Annotated in this window: 15 protein-coding genes and 1 pseudogene; 9 read left to right on the top strand and 7 right to left on the bottom strand. The window is 62.2% G+C overall.

Going from position 1 to position 15,832, the window contains the following annotated elements; all coding sequences use genetic code 11:
• Positions 1-5 precede the first annotated feature (5 nt).
• The gene (locus NE851_RS06635; protein ID WP_028755796.1) at positions 6-1,073 is read right to left on the bottom strand and encodes an ABC transporter substrate-binding protein; all 1,068 of its coding nucleotides are present in this window, start codon (positions 1,071-1,073) and stop codon (positions 6-8) included.
• 217 nt (positions 1,074-1,290) lie between these two features.
• Here NE851_RS06635 and NE851_RS06630 point away from each other — a divergent pair, with 217 nt between their 5' ends.
• The 5 genes from NE851_RS06630 to NE851_RS06610 all read left to right on the top strand — a co-directional run bounded on the left by NE851_RS06630 (position 1,291) and on the right by NE851_RS06610 (position 6,427).
• Positions 1,291-2,076 (top strand): IclR family transcriptional regulator, encoded by a 786-nt coding sequence (locus tag NE851_RS06630; RefSeq protein WP_028755797.1) that lies wholly within the window; start codon positions 1,291-1,293, stop codon positions 2,074-2,076.
• A 333-nt stretch (positions 2,077-2,409) separates the two neighbouring features.
• Positions 2,410-3,762: an LLM class flavin-dependent oxidoreductase gene (locus NE851_RS06625; protein WP_028755798.1), complete on the top strand. Its 1,353-nt coding sequence runs from the start codon at positions 2,410-2,412 to the stop codon at positions 3,760-3,762.
• A 9-nt stretch (positions 3,763-3,771) separates the two neighbouring features.
• Complete coding sequence (locus NE851_RS06620) at positions 3,772-4,623, top strand: ABC transporter permease (RefSeq protein ID WP_028755799.1); 852 nt, start codon at positions 3,772-3,774, stop codon at positions 4,621-4,623.
• Between the two features lie 40 nt (positions 4,624-4,663).
• Positions 4,664-5,647 (top strand): ABC transporter substrate-binding protein, encoded by a 984-nt coding sequence (locus NE851_RS06615; protein WP_028755800.1) that lies wholly within the window; start codon positions 4,664-4,666, stop codon positions 5,645-5,647.
• Positions 5,648-5,656: 9 nt separating this feature from the next.
• Positions 5,657-6,427 carry an ABC transporter ATP-binding protein gene (locus tag NE851_RS06610; RefSeq protein WP_028755801.1) on the top strand — a complete coding sequence of 257 codons (771 nt, stop codon included), beginning with the start codon at positions 5,657-5,659 and terminating at the stop codon, positions 6,425-6,427.
• A 90-nt stretch (positions 6,428-6,517) separates the two neighbouring features.
• Here NE851_RS06610 and NE851_RS06605 read toward each other — a convergent pair whose 3' ends face one another.
• Positions 6,518-8,332, bottom strand: a complete 1,815-nt coding sequence (locus NE851_RS06605; protein WP_028755802.1) for a chloride channel protein — start codon at positions 8,330-8,332, stop codon at positions 6,518-6,520.
• A gap of 197 nt (positions 8,333-8,529) precedes the next feature.
• On the opposite strand from NE851_RS06605, the gene NE851_RS06600 reads away from it, so the two are divergent.
• Positions 8,530-8,964, top strand: a complete 435-nt coding sequence (locus NE851_RS06600) for a MarR family winged helix-turn-helix transcriptional regulator (protein WP_028757039.1) — start codon at positions 8,530-8,532, stop codon at positions 8,962-8,964.
• 30 nt (positions 8,965-8,994) lie between these two features.
• On the opposite strand, the gene NE851_RS06595 is transcribed toward NE851_RS06600, so the two are convergent.
• From NE851_RS06595 to NE851_RS06575, 5 genes are all read right to left on the bottom strand, one after another.
• Positions 8,995-9,903, bottom strand: a complete 909-nt coding sequence (locus tag NE851_RS06595; protein WP_028756213.1) for a homocysteine S-methyltransferase family protein — start codon at positions 9,901-9,903, stop codon at positions 8,995-8,997.
• Positions 9,904-10,023: 120 nt separating this feature from the next.
• Positions 10,024-10,713: an ABC transporter permease gene (locus NE851_RS06590; RefSeq protein ID WP_028756212.1), complete on the bottom strand. Its 690-nt coding sequence runs from the start codon at positions 10,711-10,713 to the stop codon at positions 10,024-10,026.
• Between the two features lie 12 nt (positions 10,714-10,725).
• Positions 10,726-11,451 carry an ABC transporter permease gene (locus NE851_RS06585; RefSeq protein ID WP_028756211.1) on the bottom strand — a complete coding sequence of 242 codons (726 nt, stop codon included), beginning with the start codon at positions 11,449-11,451 and terminating at the stop codon, positions 10,726-10,728.
• Between the two features lie 12 nt (positions 11,452-11,463).
• Complete coding sequence (locus NE851_RS06580; protein ID WP_028756210.1) at positions 11,464-12,237, bottom strand: transporter substrate-binding domain-containing protein; 774 nt, start codon at positions 12,235-12,237, stop codon at positions 11,464-11,466.
• Positions 12,238-12,284: 47 nt separating this feature from the next.
• A complete protein-coding gene (locus tag NE851_RS06575) occupies positions 12,285-13,064 on the bottom strand; it encodes an ABC transporter ATP-binding protein (RefSeq protein WP_028756209.1) in 780 nt (259 codons plus the stop codon).
• A gap of 162 nt (positions 13,065-13,226) precedes the next feature.
• Here NE851_RS06575 and NE851_RS06570 point away from each other — a divergent pair.
• The 3 genes and pseudogenes from NE851_RS06570 to mctR all read left to right on the top strand — a co-directional run bounded on the left by NE851_RS06570 (position 13,227) and on the right by mctR (position 15,827).
• Positions 13,227-13,686 (top strand): annotated as a pseudogene (locus NE851_RS06570) (Lrp/AsnC family transcriptional regulator).
• A gap of 87 nt (positions 13,687-13,773) precedes the next feature.
• Positions 13,774-15,159, top strand: a complete 1,386-nt coding sequence (gene mctS, locus NE851_RS06565; RefSeq protein WP_028756208.1) for a two-component system sensor histidine kinase MctS — start codon at positions 13,774-13,776, stop codon at positions 15,157-15,159.
• Positions 15,156-15,827 carry a two-component system response regulator MctR gene (gene mctR, locus NE851_RS06560; RefSeq protein WP_028756207.1) on the top strand — a complete coding sequence of 224 codons (672 nt, stop codon included), beginning with the start codon at positions 15,156-15,158 and terminating at the stop codon, positions 15,825-15,827. The genes mctS and mctR overlap by 4 nt, the downstream gene beginning before the upstream one ends.
• Positions 15,828-15,832: the final 5 nt, after the last annotated feature.

The following is a 15,832-nucleotide window of genomic DNA, read 5'->3' as shown; positions in this document are numbered from 1 at the left end:
GCGGATTACTTGGCGAGCAGCTTGTCGAAGAGCGCCTGGTCGTAATCGGAGTAGATATAGCCGTCAGCCGGGAACTTGTCGGCCCGGGCGAGGTAGCTGCCGATCGTGCTGTCGTCGATGACGGGCAGCGGCACCTTGACGAAGGCCGGGACATCCTTGCCTTGCAGCGCCTGCACGGCGGTATAGACGGAAAGCGCGCCGAGCCAGTTGGGCTGCATCGTCGCCCAGCCCTTCAGGCCCTTCTCCTTCCAGAGTTCCAGGAACTGCCGGGCGTTTTCACCGGTCGTCGGCACCTGCTCGCGGCCCTGACGCTCGAAGGCAAGGACCGAGCCGGCCGACAGCGCGCCACCGAGCGACAGCACGCCGTCGATTTCGGGATTGGCAAAGAGCAGGCTGGTCATCGCTTCCTGCGCCGGCGCGACGTTATATTCCGTATTCGTCTCGGTGATCACCTGGAGACCCGGATTGGCATCGAGGACCGGCTGGGCGCCTTTGCGGCGGTCGTCGCTCACCGAAATGCCGGCCGGGCCGTTCATGATGATGATCTTGCCCTTGCCGCCGAGCTGGCTGACCATCCACTTGGCAGCGGTCGCGCCCCATTCGTTGGAATCGGTGTTGATCTTGGCGGTCACCTTGTCGGTATTGACAAGGCTGTCGAAATTCACGACGGCGATGCCCTTGTCGCAGGCATCCGATATGACGCGGTCGAGCGCATTGGAGGAACCGGCGATCACGACGATGGCGTCGACATTGGCGTCGATCATCGACTGAATATGCTGGATCTGCGTCTGGGCGTTGCCCTGCGCGTCCGTGATCATCAGGTCCTTCACCAGGCCCGCCTTCTTCAGCTCCTCCACTTCAGCCGTGATGGTGCCTTCGGTCTGCTTCATCCAGGTCGGCACCGAATAGATGTTCGCCCAGCCGATCGTATAGGGCGCCTTCCTGTCACCTTTGATGCAATTGGCGGCGGCCGAGGCCGTGCCTGTGGAAAAGACGAGGAGGGCCGCCGCGGCGGCAGCGCCCGCAAGAAGGCGGCGCAGCGAAGCAGAAATGCTGTTTTCAAAATTCTTCATGTCGATCCCCTTTTTTGTGAGCGGCAGCGTTGACGGCTTGCCATCTTTGTCCAATATATTGTACATATGATCTATATACCGGACGAGGTGATCTTATGCTGATTTTTCTACCCCGCAAGAGGGGTGGAAAAATTTCATCCGCGATGAATGACCGGATCGATTGACAGATGCGGCAGAGGGCTTGAAAAGCTTGGCCGGACAAAAAAGGATCGAAAGAATGGATGCAGTTCAGGACGAAGCAGCCGGCAAGCGCGCCCGAGGGCTCGACCGCGCCTTCGAGATCCTCGATTTCCTGCGCCAGAAGCGGCAGGCCTTGAAGCCAAACGAAATTGCCGCGCAGATCGGCGCGCCGCGTTCATCGGTTTACGAACTCGTCAACCTGCTGCTGAGCAACGGCATTCTGGAATTCACCGGCGGCGAGGGGCGTGTCTATCTCGGCCGCAAGCTCTATTTCCTCGGCGCAGCCTATGAGAACCATTTCGATTTCACCCGCGAATGCGAGGCCGCACTGGAACAGCTTGCCGACGAGACGCGGGAAACGGCGCAGTTCTGCATGCTGGATGGAAACAGATATACGGTCGTGCGCATGCGCGAAGGCGCACGCCCCTTCCGCATTTCGACGGATGTCGGCCAATCGGTGCCGATCCCGTGGACGGCGTCAGGCCGCTTGCTCGTCGCGCATCTGTCCGATCAGGACATTCTGAACTTCATTCCGCCGCAGGATTTCCGCCTGCCGAACGGCGAATGGCTGGAGCCGCAAACCTTCATCGCCGAAGTGCGCCAAGCCGAGCGTGAAGGTCTCTTCACTTTCAACAGCATCGTCGACAGCTTCACCCATTGTTTTGCCGTGCCGGTGCGCGGCGAAGAAGGCCATGCCGCCGCAACGCTCTGCCTCGTCACCCCGCGCGACGACGGCATCGCCAACCGCGACCGCTACCTCGACTGCCTGAAGAAGGCCGCCGCCGGACTGGATCATGCTCCGACCCGGCCCAAACGAGGCTGAAGCCTGAGCAAATCAGGATATTGATATCCGGCGGCACGGACATTCGTGCGAGGGAACGCCGGATGATCTCCTTATCACCGCCCCAGGCGGCTCTTTGTCACGCCTGTAGAATGCCGCCTGTCGGCCTGCCCTATAATTCGAGGGGCGGCGGCCTCGATCGTTCAATTTCGAGTTTCAAGCCGATCCCGGAAATCTATTCACGCTTCCTCCGAAACTATGAAATTAAGTTTCTCTATAAAATTTATGGAGAACGTATCTTAGTGGTCCAACAGCGCATTTATACTTGGCCTTGGGGAAGGCCAGACTGTTGACGGCAACCGGAGAGGACGCGACATGACACGGAAAATCAGGCTTGGGGCATTTCTTCCCGGTGGCGGACAGCATGTTGCCTCATGGCGGCATCCCGACCAGCCGGCCGACGGCGCGACCAGTTTCGAGTTCCACAAACGCCTCGCTTTGACGGCCGAGCGCGGGCTCTTCGATGCCTATTTCCTCGCCGACGGACTGGCCGTCGGTTTCGGCGGGGCGCGTGAAGGCGGCAATGCCCGCGTCGCCGGCTTCGAACCGGTGACCCTGTTTTCCGCCCTTGCGCCTTTCACCACCCATCTCGGCTTTATCGCCACGTCCTCGACGACCTACGAGGAGCCTTACACGACCGCCCGCAAATTCGCCTCGCTGGATCTGATCTCGGAAGGCCGCGCCGGCTGGAACGTCGTCACCACGACGGGCGACCTGACGGCGCAGAACTTCAACCGCGACACCCAGCTTCCGCATGCCGACCGATATCGCCGTGCCGCCGAGCATGTCGACGTCGTCCGCAAACTCTGGGAAAGCTTCGAAGACGACGCCTTCATCCGGGACAAGGATACCGGCGTATTCTTCGACCCGTCGAAGCTGCACGACACCGACCACCGCGGCGAACATTTCAGCGTGCGCGGTCCGCTCAACGTCTCGCGGTCGCCGCAGGGGCATCCCGTCATCGTCCAGGCCGGCCAATCCGAAGACGGACGCGGACTCGCCGCGGCAACGGCCGAGGTCATCTTCACCGCCCACCAGCATATCGAAACCGCCCAGGAGTTCTACCGGGACATCAAGGCCCGCGCCCGCGGTCTCGGCCGAAACCCGGATCACATCCTGGTCATGCCCGGCGTATCCGCTTTCGTCGGCAGGACCGAGGCGGAGGCACGCGAGAAATACGACCGCCTGACCTCGCTCATCGTCGAAGAGGACGGGATCGGCCTCCTCAATGGCCTGACCGGCGGCACGCTCGATCTGCACGGTTATGACCTCGACGGGCCTCTGCCGCCGGCGCCGCCGACCGAAGGCATGAAGAGCCGCCAGGCGCTCATCCGCCAGATCGCCGATGAAAACAACTTCACCATTCGCCAGCTCTATCAGTGGATCGCATCCGCCCGCGGTCACTACACCATCGTCGGAACGCCCGAGCAGATCGCCGATACGCTGCAGAACTGGTTCGAGAACGAAGCCGCCGACGGCTTCAACATTCTGCCGCCCTGGCTGCCGACGGCGCTCGACGATTTCGTCGATCTGGTCATCCCGGAACTGCAGCGCCGCGGCCTGTTCCGCACCGCCTATGAGGGCAAGACGCTGCGGGAGAACCTCGGCCTGCCTTTCCCGACCAATCGGTGGACTGCAGGACATGCAGCTCTCCAGGCGGCAGAGTGAGGAGCGGCCATGACCTATGAAATCAACCAGACTCTCCCGAGAAGCTTTGGCCGCCTGAAAAACAGCGAAAGCCATATTTCCATTCTCGCCTCCCGCCTGCGCGGAGTGCTCGCATCGCTTTTGCCGCGCTACGGCCTTCTCATCGGCTTCCTCCTGTTCTGGCAGGTGTCGAGCACCAGGGGCTGGGTCAATCCCGCCGTCTTCCCGCCCTTGAACGTGATCCTGTCGGCCCTTTGGACCAATCTGGCCAACGGCGCGCTGCTCGATGACATCGCCATCAGTCTGCAGCGATCGGGAACCGCTTTTGCCTTTGCCGTCGCAATCGGCATTCCGCTCGGCCTGTTCATGGGCCAGTTTCGCTTGGTCGAACAGGCGCTCGATCCGATCCTGCAGCTCTTCCGCCAGACCTCGGCGCTGGCGCTCTACCCGGTCTTCATCCTGCTGCTCGGCCTCGGCGAAACATCGAAGATCTTCGTGATCTTCTGGGCGACGCTGTTTCCGGTCCTGCTCGCCACGATCGGCGGCGTCAAGGAAGTGGACAAGAAGCTGATCGAGATGGCGCGGACCTACGGCGCCGGGCCGCTGACCATCTTCCGCCGCGTCATCCTGCCGGCCTCGGTGCCTGCAATCTTCGTCGGCCTGCGCCTTTCGGCGACGACTGCGCTTCTGCTGTTGATTGCCGCCGAGATGATCGGCGCCAACAAGGGCATCGGTTTCCAGGTCATGAACGCCCAGTACAATTTCCAGATTCCGCTGATGTTTGCGGCGATCCTTCTGCTCGCCTTCCTCGGGCTTGCCGCCAATGCCTTGCTCGTTCTCCTGCAGCGCCGCCTCTGCCGCTGGTCTCAGCCGGGCCGTTGACTGCTTCCACCGATTTTCCTCTTCCGAAAAGGACCACCACATGACATTCCATCCCCGCAACCTCCTTCTGCCGGCCGTGATCGCTCTCGGCCTTGCCACACCGGCCGCAGCCACCGACACGGTGAAGCTGCGCTACCTCGCCAGCCAGGGCGGCCTTGCCGCCCATGAACTCGCCGCCGAGCTCGGCTATTTCGAAGGCACGGGCATCACGCTGGAAAATGTCGGCTATGCCCAGGGCGGCCCGGCCTCCCTCATCGCTCTGGCATCCGGTGACGTCGAGATTGGCAGCGCTGCAACCTCCGCCGTCCTGAACTCGATCATCGGCGGCAATGATTTCGTCGCCGCCTATCCTTCGAACGGCATCAACGACGAGGTGCAGTCGACCTTCTACGTGCTGGAAGACAGCCCGATCAAAGGCATCAAGGACATTGCCGGCAAGAGCATCGCGGTCAATACGCTCGGCGCCCATCTCGACTATACCATCCGCGAGGCCTTGCATTCCGTCGACCTGCCGACCGACGTCGCCAATCAGGTCGTCGTCCCCGGGCCGCAGCTCGAGCAGGTGCTGCGTTCCAAGCAGGTCGATATCGCCGCCTTCGGCTATTGGCAGACGACCTTCGAGGGTGCAGCGCTGAAGAACGGCGGTCTGCGGGCGATTTTCGACGATACCGACGTGCTTGGAGACATTGCCGGCGGCTTTGTGGTACTGCGCCGCGATTTCATTCAGCAGCATCCGGAGGCTTCGAAGATTTTCGTCGAGCAGTCGGCCCGCGCCCTCGACTATGCCCGCGAGCATCCTGAGGAAACCAAGAAGATCCTGGCCAAGGCGCTCAGCGAGCGTGGCGAGAACGCGGATATCGCACAGTATTTCCGCGGCTACGGCGTGCGCGCCGGCGGCCTGCCGGTCGAGCGCGACATCCAGTTCTGGATCGACGTCCTGGTTCGCGAAGGCAAGCTGAAGCAAGGCCAGCTGGCGGCCAAGGACATCCTCTTTGCCGCCGACGCCAAGCCGGCAAGCAACTGAGGAACCGTGATGAGCATCGCTGAGGACACGAGCCGCGGAGAGGTAACGATCCGTCACCTCTCCAAATCCTACAAGTTGAACGGGACACAGCTAGAGGTTCTCAAGGATATCAACCTCCACATCCGCTCCGGCGAAAGCCTCGCCATTGTCGGCGCCAGCGGCTCGGGCAAGACGACCCTGCTCAGGGTTCTGGCAGGTCTTGAGGATTCCGACACGGGAGAGGTTCTCGTCGACGGCAAGGCGGTGTGCGGCGTCGGCGCGGAGCGCGCCGTCATCTTCCAGGAACCGCGGCTGCTTCCCTGGCTTGATGTGCTCGACAATGTCTCCTTCGGGCTGGAAACAAGAGGTCTGTCACGTGAGCAGGCGAGGGCGCGGGCGCGCCATTATGTCAAGCTCGTCGGCCTGCAGCAATTCGAGGCGGCCTATCCCCGGCAGCTCTCCGGCGGCATGGCCCAACGCGTCGGGATCGCCCGGGCGCTTGCCGTCCAGCCGGAGATCCTGCTGCTCGACGAACCGCTCGGCGCGCTCGACGCAATGACCAAGATCGGCATGCAGCAGGAGCTAGCACGGATCTGGCGCGATGAGGATGTCACCACCATTCTCGTGACCCACGATCTCGAGGAAGCGATTTATCTCGCCGACCGGATCCTGATCCTGCCACGGGAAAAAGGCAGCGAGCCGCGCCTGATCGAAATCGATCTGCCCCGTCCTCGCGACCGCAGCGCCCCGGAATTCGTCCGACACCGCGAAGAGTTGCTGAACCTGTTCGGACTGCACTGACATCTTCAGTCGTCAGCGCGCGCCACATGGAACCTGTTCCATGTGGCGCGCCGCAGTAGCAGGAGCGAGGGAGAGAACATCAGCGGACCGCTATTGCGCCCTGCTCTTTGAGCCGGCGGTGAGATACGGCCGCCGATCCAGTTCCGCCGACCGGTAGGAACTGCGCAGCCGCAGGAGATCCTTGCGGGCGATCAGGCCGCACAATTTCCCTGAGGTCGGATCGACGATCGGAATGCGTCCGTCGCCGGTCGACAGCATCAGGTCGGCGATGAATGCGACCGTATCATCCGGATGCCCGACAGGAACGGACGCGTCTGTCACATTTTCCGCAAGCGTCTGTCCGGCGAGGTCCAAATTCCCCTGCCAGAGCAGGGCGTCAGCCCTCGATACGATGCCTGCCAATTTGCCTCCTGCATCGACCACCGGATAGATCCGGTGCGTTTTCTCCAGCGAGGCAAAGAAGTCGCACGCCTCTCCCACCGTCATGGTGACCGGAAGCGTATCGACATCGCTGATCATGATCTCCCTTGCCCGCGATAGCTCGAACGGATCGACGCCATATTCGCGGGTGATATGCTGGCCGCGGCGTGCGATCTTCTCGGTGAGGATCGAGCGGCGCAGCAGCAAAACCGTGACGGCATAGGCCGTAACCGTTGCGGCAAGCAGCGGAACGAGCGTGCTGATGTCGCCGGTGATCTCCATCGCGAAGAAGGTTCCCGTCAGCGGCGCGCGCATGGTTCCGCCCATCATCGCCGCCATGCCGAGCAGCGCCCAGAAGCCGGGATCGTTGCCCGGCATAACAAGCCCGACCAGCCATCCGAGAGCGCCGCCGAAAATCAGAAGCGGTGCAAGCACGCCGCCCGAGGTGCCCGACGACAGGGCAAACAGCCAGATGACCGTCTTCACCAGCAGGATCGACATCACAGCCGGCGCGAGCAGCCGGTTGTTGAGCAAGCCATCGATGATGTCGTAGCCGACGCCCATTGCTCGCGGTTCAATCAGGCCGCCGAGGCCGATGACGAGACCGCCGAGCATCGGCCACCACATCCAGTGGATCGGCAAGGCCTCGAACAGATCCTCGATCCGGTAGAGCAGTGTCGTCAGCAATCCCGATTGCAGGCCTGAGATGATGCCCATCGCCGCACAGGCGAAAATCCCCCACCAGGGCAAGTCTGGCTGAAAGTGGGTCGGGAACAGCGGACCGGTACCGAACAGCAGCGGACGCCAGCAGATCGATACGCAAGCGGCGACGGCGACCGGAATGAAGCTGCGCGGCTTCCATTCGAACAATAAGAGTTCGACCGCCAGCATGACCGCGGCGATCGGCGAGCCGAAGATCGCCGTCATGCCTGCGGCGGCACCCGCGACGAGCAGCGTCTTCCGCTCTGCGGCACTCATGTGGAAGAATTGGGCGAACAGCGAGCCGATCGCACCGCCGGTCATGATGATCGGCCCCTCGGCGCCGAACGGACCGCCGGTTCCGATGGAGATTGCCGATGACAGCGGCTTGAGGATCGCGACCTTCGGTGACATCCGGCTGCCGCCGATCAGGATGGCCTCGATCGCCTCCGGAATGCCGTGGCCGCGTATCTTCTCCGACCCGAAGCGGGCCATGAGCCCGATGACCAGTCCGCCGAGCGGCGGAACCAGAACCACCCATAGCGAGCGCGGCACCGCAGCCAGAGAGGCGGGCCGGATGCCGATCTGCCCGAACCAGATGGCATTCGTCACCAGCGCGATGAGGCTGACGAGACACCAGGCGGCAAACGCGCCTGCCGTGCCGACAATGATGGACATGCCAACCAGCAGGAGGACCCGCCGGTCGGTGGTGAAATCTCCGGCCTCACGCCGGGAAAGACCGCCGGTGAAATCGTGCGGCCGGTTGCTTGGTTGATGCTGCGCCATGGAAGCCTCTGCTACGCGGAACGGATACGCTTGAGGGGCGTCAATATATCGTGATACGATATAAATCAAGGGACGAAAACATGAAGACGATCATGTCTCATAAGATGCCTCCCTTGACCGGCTGGCGACTGCCCCTCTATTCGAGATGGCCGAATGGCTTCCAACCTGGGCAGCCGCTGCGGCAAAGGAGAATGGCTTTGAAGAAGACCGCGCCGCCGCTCAGACAGGAAGATTACCAGGCTCTCGCCGACCTCCGGTTCGCGCTTCGCCAGTTCATGGACTTCAGCGCCTCCGCCGCCCAGTCGGAAGGACTGCCGACGCAACAGCATCAGGCGCTGCTGGCGATCAAGGGACAACGCGGCGGTGCCGTAACCATCGGCATGTTGGCCGAGCGGCTGATCATCGCGCCGCATACGGCGACCGAACTTGTCGGGCGGCTGTCGGATGCCGGATTGGTCGAACGTCATGCCGATCCGGCCGACAGGCGCCGCCAGACGATTCTGCTGACCGACAAGGCGGACGCGCTGCTGACGCGGCTGAGCGCCGTCCATCTTTCAGAAATACGGGAGATGGCGCCGAAGCTGATCAAGCTCCTCCTCGAACTGCAGAAAACGGCGCCGAAAGCTGAATAACAGTCGCCGCGGCGCGGCCTACGTGCCGCGTCAACTCAAGAGCGTCTTCTTGAGCCGATGGATATGGGCGGCGCCGATCCCGCAGCAGCCGCCGATGATCGTCGCGCCGGCTTCGGCCCAGGAGCAGGCGTAACGCGAATAGGCATCGTCATTCAGATCGTTGCGGGTTTCATGCAGCCCTTCATTGGCGGCCGCTTCGCCTGTTTCCCCTTCGAAGGCGTTGGCATAGACGCCGATCTCGATGGAAGCGTCCATTGTCCGGAAGACGCGCGCCGCCGTCTCCACGGCCGCCTGCATGACCTCGGGCTTGCTGCAATTGAACAGGAAGGCTTCAGCGCCCGATGACACCGCCCAGGACGCCGCGTCAGCGACGGTTTCGCCGGAGCGAAGCTTCGGTTCGCCGCCTCCGATGGCTGCCTCGTCATCCGCCAATGTGAAGGAAATCCAGAACGGCTTGCCTGATGCCGCCACCGCGTTGCGGACGGCCTCCGCCTCGGCGATCAGGCTCAGCGTCTCGCCGAGCCATATATCGACGAAGGGGCCGAGGTTTTCGACGAGCACCTCGAGATAGTCCTGCACCCGCGACGGCTGAAAGTTCTGTGGCTCGTATGAGCCGAAGATCGGTGGCAGCGAGCCGGCGACCAGCACCTTGCGATGCGAGACGGCATCTGCCGCCTCGCGGGCTAACCGACCGGCGAGACGGATCAACGCCGGCCCTTCCTTCCAAAACCGATCCTCGCCGATGTGAAAGGGCACCAGCGCATAACTGTTCGTCGTCACGACCTCGGAGCCGGCGGCAATGAATTCCTGGTGGACCTTGCGAACGATATCAGGCGCGTTGATCAGCGCCAATGCCGACCATTCCGGCTGTTTCAGTTCGGCGCCCAGCCGCAGCAGCTCGCGGCTCATGCCGCCATCGAGAATTCGCGTCGTGCTCATGAAGAGGTCTCCATTCAGGCCGTCGCGCCGTGGCCGGCGGCGGGCTTTTCATAACAAAGTGGGCGAGATGCACGTGGTTCGTGCGCGAGGTAGTTCATGGGCCAGTCCCTTTCCGTCCGCCTAACGGCGAACCGGCACCTGCGCTTCGAGACCTCGGAAGACGCGGGCGACCACTGCGGTCAAGGCGAGATAAAAGAGGGTGACGACCAGCAGCGGTTCATAGACGAGCAGCGTGTCCTGCCGGACCTTGTTCGCCACGGCATAGAGATCCATCACTGTCACCGTAAAGGCGAGCGGCGTCGCCTTGAGCTGCATGACGATCTCTCCGGCAATGGTCGGCAGGGCGATGCGAATGGCGCGCGGCAGCCAGATGCGGCGGGTCAGCATCCAGGGCGACAGGCCGAAGGCCCGGCCGGCTTCGAGCTCACCCTTGGGAACGGCGAGCAGCGCGCCGCGCAATACCTCCGCCTCATAGGCCGCATAGTTCAGGGTGAAACTGACGGCGGCGAAGAAGAAGCCCTCGCGCAGGATCGGCCAGAACAGGCTCTGGCGGATACCGGGGATCATCGGCAGCAGCGATCCCACCCCATAGTAGAGAAGCCACAGCTGTATCAGCAGCGGCGTGCCGCGGAAGAAGGTGCAGTAGCCCCGCGCCAGTAGCCGCGTCAGCCTGCCGCCGCTGACTTGCGCGAAGGCGAGGCCGATGGCGAGGGCAAAGCCGAACACCACAGAGATCACCAGCAGGCAAATGGTCTGCCAGGCGCCCGTCAGAAGCAGCGGCCAATAGGAAGAGATCCAGGTGAAACTCATGGGGCGCTTTCTTCAGGCAAGGCGCGGCTGCCCCCGCCGTACCCGCCCCTCGATCAGTTTGAAGACGAGGTTGGAAACGAGCGTGATAGCGAGGTAGAGAAGGGCCGAAGCAAGGAAAAAGACGAAGTAGTGTTTTGTGCTTGCCCCGGCAAGACGGGTGGCGAGCGCCAATTCCTGATAGCCGACGACGGCGACCAGCGCGCTGTCCTTGGTGACCGACATCCACAGATTGGCAAGACCCGGCAGGGCGTTCGGCAAGAGCGCCGGCAGCAGGACGCGGCGAAACCGCAGCACCGGCCCCATGCCGAAGGCCTTGGCAGCTTCGATCTGGCCGACGGGAATGGCGAGGATCGCGCCGCGCAGCACCTCCGTCATGTAGGCGCCCTGCACGAAGCCCAGCACCGCAACGGCCGCGACGAAACCATTCACATTGACCGGCGGCAGGTCGAACACGGCGAGCAGCCGGTTGAGGCCGTCGGTGCCGGCATAATAGAGCCCGACGATCAGGATCAGTTCGGGAACGGCGCGGATCAGCGTGGTATAGAGATCGAGCAGCAGGCGGAGCAGGCGATTGCCCGAAAGCTTCCCCAGCGCGCCGCCCGTGCCGAGCAGGAGGCCGATCGCGAAAGCGCAAGCCGAGATGGCGACCGTGGAGACCGCACCTGCCAAGAGAACGCCGCCCCATCCCGGAGGATAGGGAGACAGCAGGTCCAGAATACCTTGTTGCGCGGTCGCCATTATCGGGATTGCTTACTTCGCGCCGTAGATGTCGAAATCGAAGTATTTCTTGGTGATGGCGTCATACTGGCCGTTGGCACGGACTGCAGCGATGGCCGCGTTCAGCTTGGCCTTCAGCTCCGTGTCTTCCTTGCGCAGGCCGCCCGAAACGCCGGCGCCGAGGATCTCCTTGTCGTCGGCGACGTCGCCCGCCTTTGCGCAGCAATCCTTGCCGCCATCGCTTTTCAGGAAAGCGTCAAGCGCCAGTGAATCGCCGAAGACATAGTCGATACGGCCGGAGGCGAGGTCCTGAAAAGCCTCGTCGAGCGTCTGGTAGGTCTTTTCCTCGGCAGCGCCGGCGAAATACTTCTTGTAATATTCCGACTGGATCGTCGACACCTGGATGCCGATGGTCTTGCCCTTCACGTCCTCGGCGGTGGCGCCCGGCTTCTGGTCCTTGGGACCGATCAGGGTGCTTGGCGTGTTGTAATATTTGTCGGTGAAGTCGATCACCTTCGAGCGTTCCGCGGTGTTCGACATCGACGACCAGATCACGTCGAACTTCTTGCTCTGGAGCGCCGGAATGAGACCGTCCCAGGAAATGTCGACGATCGAGCATTTCTCCTTCATCTCTTCGCAGACGGCATTCATCAGGTCGATTTCCCATCCCTGCCATTGGCCCGACGCGTCCTTGGCGAAGAAGGGCGGATAGGATTCGTTCATGACGCCGAAGCGGACTTCGGCCTGTGCGGTGACGGCGGAAAGCACGAGTGCCGCGCCGGCGAAAAGCGTGGGGAGCAGTTTCATTCGCAGGATTCTCCTGGTTTGTGTTGTCGATGAGAGAGCGGTCGGCATCAGTGGGCGCTGAGACCGGTGAATTCCCGGCAGCGGGCGCTGACCGGCGCCCCGAATATCTGCTCCGGCGGACCTTCCTCCTCGATCCGTCCTTGATGCAGGAAGAGAACACGGCTCGAGACATCGCGGGCAAAGCGCATTTCATGCGTGACGATCAGCATGGTCCGGCCTTCTTCCGCGAGATCGCGGATGACTTTCAGGACCTCGCCGACCAGCTCCGGATCAAGCGCCGATGTCGGTTCGTCGAACAGCATGACATCGGGATCGACGCAGAGGGCTCTGGCAATCGCCGCGCGCTGCTGCTGGCCGCCCGAGAGGAAAGCCGGATAGGCGTGACGCTTGTCGAAGAGCCCGACCTTGTGGAGCAGGGCCTCGGCTTTTTCGACGGCCTCGCGCCGGGAAATGCCCATCACGTGCACCGGCGCCTCGATGACGTTTTCCAGCACCGTCCGATGAGCCCAGAGATTGAAGCTCTGGAAGACCATTCCGAGCCCGGTCCGGAGCCGTTCGATCTGCCGCCAGCTGCGCGGCTGCAGCCGGCCGTCCCGCCCCATCTTCAGCGCGATCTCCTCGCCGTTCACGGCGATGCGGCCACGATCCGGCGTTTCCAGGAAATTAATGCATCGGAGAAAGGTGCTCTTGCCGGAGCCCGACGAGCCGATGATCGAAATCACATCAGACTTGTGGGCTTGCGCCGAAATACCCTTGAGAACCTCTTGCGAGCCGAAGCTTTTATGAAGATCTTCGACGCGAAGAGCAGGAAAGGGTTGATCCGACATGCATGGTTCCGGCTGGACTGGATTTGCGAAGGATAATGATAAAATAACGCGGTTTTTTCGCGCAATTTTTGTCTCTTCTGCATAATTTGTGCAAAATAATCTTCCTCACGCGGCGAATGCGGCAGAAACCGCGAAGTGCCGCAGCGAGAATTGGACTGAACAATGGAACAACTGGATCGTTTTGAACGTTCTCGATATCGTTCAGCGCGACTGCCAGCTGAAAGCCGAAACGATCGCCGAACGGATCGGGCTGTCGGTCTCGGCCGTGCAAAGACGGTTGAAGCGGCTGCGCGAGGAGGGGATCATCAAGGCGGAGGTGGCCGTCGTCGACCGCAAGGCGACGGGAACGGCGATGGTGTTCATCGTCGGGATGGAGATCGAGCGGGACAATTACGACGCGCTGGCGAAGTTCCGCCTGTGGGCGGAGAAGCAGGATCACATACAGCAGGTCTATTACGTCACGGGCGCGGTCGATCTGATCGCGATCGTCACCGCCCGCGACGTCGAACATTATGACGATATCGCTGCGCTGATCATGGCAGACAATCCGCAGATCCGCCGCATGCACACGAATGTCGTGCTGCGCGACGTCAAGCTCGGTCTGTTCGTGCCGCTGGAATAGCGCTGGCGCGGCCGCGCGGACAAGCCGCTGGACTCGCATTCGGCAAAGGGCATAATTCCGGGCACACATTCTCGGGAGGAATGATCGTTGACGCTACGACACCAGATCATCGCATTGGCGATCGTCCCGCTCGTCATTTCGATCCTTGCGATCACCACCTTCATCACATGGCAATCGGCAAACCTCGCCAAGAACAGCATCGATACGTTCGAGCAGAACATGCTGAAGACCAAGGAAGCCGAAATCCTCAATCTGACCAACCTTGCCCTGTCCGCCATCCAGACGATCTACGACAAGGCCGGCGCCGACGACGAGGCTGCCAAGCAGCAGGTGGCGGCGATTCTGACCTCGCTCGACTACGGCAAGGACGGATATTTCTTCGTCTACGACTATGACGGCAACAATATCGTCCATCCGCGCCAGACGTTCCGGCACGGGCACAATTGGCTCGACCTGACCGATCCGGATGGCGACAAGGTCATTGCCGAACTGATCGCCACGGCAAAAGCGGGCGGCGGCCTGCATCAGTACAAATGGCAGAAACCATCGACCGGACAGATCGCCGACAAGCTCTCCTTCGTCGTCAGTCTCGACAAGTGGCACTGGGTGGTCGGCACCGGCGTTTACCTCGACGATGTCTTTGCCCAGAGTGCCGCCGCCAATGCCGACATGCGCGCCAACATCAGACGGACCTTCATCATCGTCGCGCTGATCGCCGTGCCTTCGGTGCTCGTCGTTTTCACCACCTGCATGCTGCTGACTTTCCACGAGCGCCGCATGGCCGACAGCCGGCTCAAGGCGCTGACGCAGCGGGTCATCGACACCCAGGAAGAAGAGCGCGCGCGGCTTGCGCGCGAGCTGCATGACGGCATTTCCCAGAATCTCGTCGGCGTGCGCTATGCGATGGACCTTGCCGGCCGCAAGGTCAGGACCAATGTCGACGATGCCGCTCTTACCATCGACCGCGGCGTCGAGGCGCTGAACGGCGCCATCAAGGAGATCAGGCGGCTGTCGCACGATCTGCGGCCGCGTGTGCTCGACGATCTCGGCCTGACGGCGGCGTTAGAGGCGCTGTGTTATCATTTCGCCGAGCGGACGGGGATCGAGACGAAGATCGATGCTTCGGGCTTCACCGACACGCTGAAGGCCGAGGCGAGCACCGCGCTCTATCGCGTCGCCCAGGAAGCCTTCAACAATGTCGAACGCCACTCGGGCGCCTCCAAACTCTCGGTCAAGCTCTGGAGCGACGGCGGCCGCGCCCGCATGACCGTCACCGACAACGGCACCGGCTTCGACGGCGCCAGGGGCGACTTATCCGGCAGATCGGGTCTTGGCCTGCGCAACATGCAGGAACGGATGGCCCACTTCCGCGGTCTGTTGCTGATCAACAGCAGCGAGACCGGCACGACGCTGACGGCGATGCTGCCGAAATCGGCCAATCGTCCCGCCGATCGGCAGGCGGAAGCCGCATGACGGAACGCCTGAAAATCAGGGTGCTGTTGATCGACAACCACCCGCTGGTGCTGGACGGGTTGAAGGCAGTGCTCGAAACATTCGACCATATCGAAGTCGCCGGCACGGCGGGGCTCGCACAAACGGGGCTCGACATCGGCCGGCAGGTTCTGCCGCAGGTCGTGCTGATGGACATCAACATGCCGAAGCTGAGCGGCATCGATGCGATCGAATTGTTCCGGAACGAACTGCCCCAGGCGCGGGTGGTGATGCTCTCCATGCATGACAGCCGCGAATATATTTCCTCCTCGGTCATGCATGGCGCAGCCGGCTATATCCTGAAGGACGTTTCTACCGACGAGATCGTCTCGGCCATCGAGACCGTCGCAGGCGGTGGCACCTATTTCTCCTCCGGCGTCTTCGACGCGCTGATGGGCGAGCGGGTGGAGGAGGGGAGCGATCCCCTGACACCGCGCGAACGCGACATTCTCGGGCTGATCGTTGCCGGCAGGAGCAACCGGGAGATCGCCGAGGCGCTCGGGATAAGCTCCGCCACGGCGGAAACCCATCGCAAGAATCTCAAGAAAAAGCTCGGCATCGCAACCACGGCGGGCCTCATCCGCTATGCGCTCGACCACGGCATCGTTGCAAAAGTCGACGTGAATTCGCGCCTACCCACTTCTGGGTAGGCCCC

The sequence above is a fragment of the Rhizobium anhuiense bv. trifolii genome (assembly GCF_024346605.1).
In the GTDB taxonomy this organism is placed as follows: domain Bacteria; phylum Pseudomonadota; class Alphaproteobacteria; order Rhizobiales; family Rhizobiaceae; genus Rhizobium; species Rhizobium anhuiense.
This window is presented reverse-complemented; position numbering and strand designations above follow the sequence as displayed.

Bases quoted from the DNA above. Each gene is read 5' to 3' on its own strand.
- NE851_RS06635 (WP_028755796.1), bottom strand. From the start codon at position 1,073: ATGAAGAATTTTGAAAACAGCATTTCTGCTTCGCTGCGCCGCCTTCTT.
- NE851_RS06630 (WP_028755797.1), top strand. From the start codon at position 1,291: ATGGATGCAGTTCAGGACGAAGCAGCCGGCAAGCGCGCCCGAGGGCTC.
- NE851_RS06625 (WP_028755798.1), top strand. From the start codon at position 2,410: ATGACACGGAAAATCAGGCTTGGGGCATTTCTTCCCGGTGGCGGACAG.
- NE851_RS06620 (WP_028755799.1), top strand. From the start codon at position 3,772: ATGACCTATGAAATCAACCAGACTCTCCCGAGAAGCTTTGGCCGCCTG.
- NE851_RS06615 (WP_028755800.1), top strand. From the start codon at position 4,664: ATGACATTCCATCCCCGCAACCTCCTTCTGCCGGCCGTGATCGCTCTC.
- NE851_RS06610 (WP_028755801.1), top strand. From the start codon at position 5,657: ATGAGCATCGCTGAGGACACGAGCCGCGGAGAGGTAACGATCCGTCAC.
- NE851_RS06605 (WP_028755802.1), bottom strand. From the start codon at position 8,332: ATGGCGCAGCATCAACCAAGCAACCGGCCGCACGATTTCACCGGCGGT.
- NE851_RS06595 (WP_028756213.1), bottom strand. From the start codon at position 9,903: ATGAGCACGACGCGAATTCTCGATGGCGGCATGAGCCGCGAGCTGCTG.
- NE851_RS06590 (WP_028756212.1), bottom strand. From the start codon at position 10,713: ATGAGTTTCACCTGGATCTCTTCCTATTGGCCGCTGCTTCTGACGGGC.
- NE851_RS06585 (WP_028756211.1), bottom strand. From the start codon at position 11,451: ATGGCGACCGCGCAACAAGGTATTCTGGACCTGCTGTCTCCCTATCCT.
- NE851_RS06580 (WP_028756210.1), bottom strand. From the start codon at position 12,237: ATGAAACTGCTCCCCACGCTTTTCGCCGGCGCGGCACTCGTGCTTTCC.
- NE851_RS06575 (WP_028756209.1), bottom strand. From the start codon at position 13,064: ATGTCGGATCAACCCTTTCCTGCTCTTCGCGTCGAAGATCTTCATAAA.
- mctR (WP_028756207.1), top strand. From the start codon at position 15,156: ATGACGGAACGCCTGAAAATCAGGGTGCTGTTGATCGACAACCACCCG.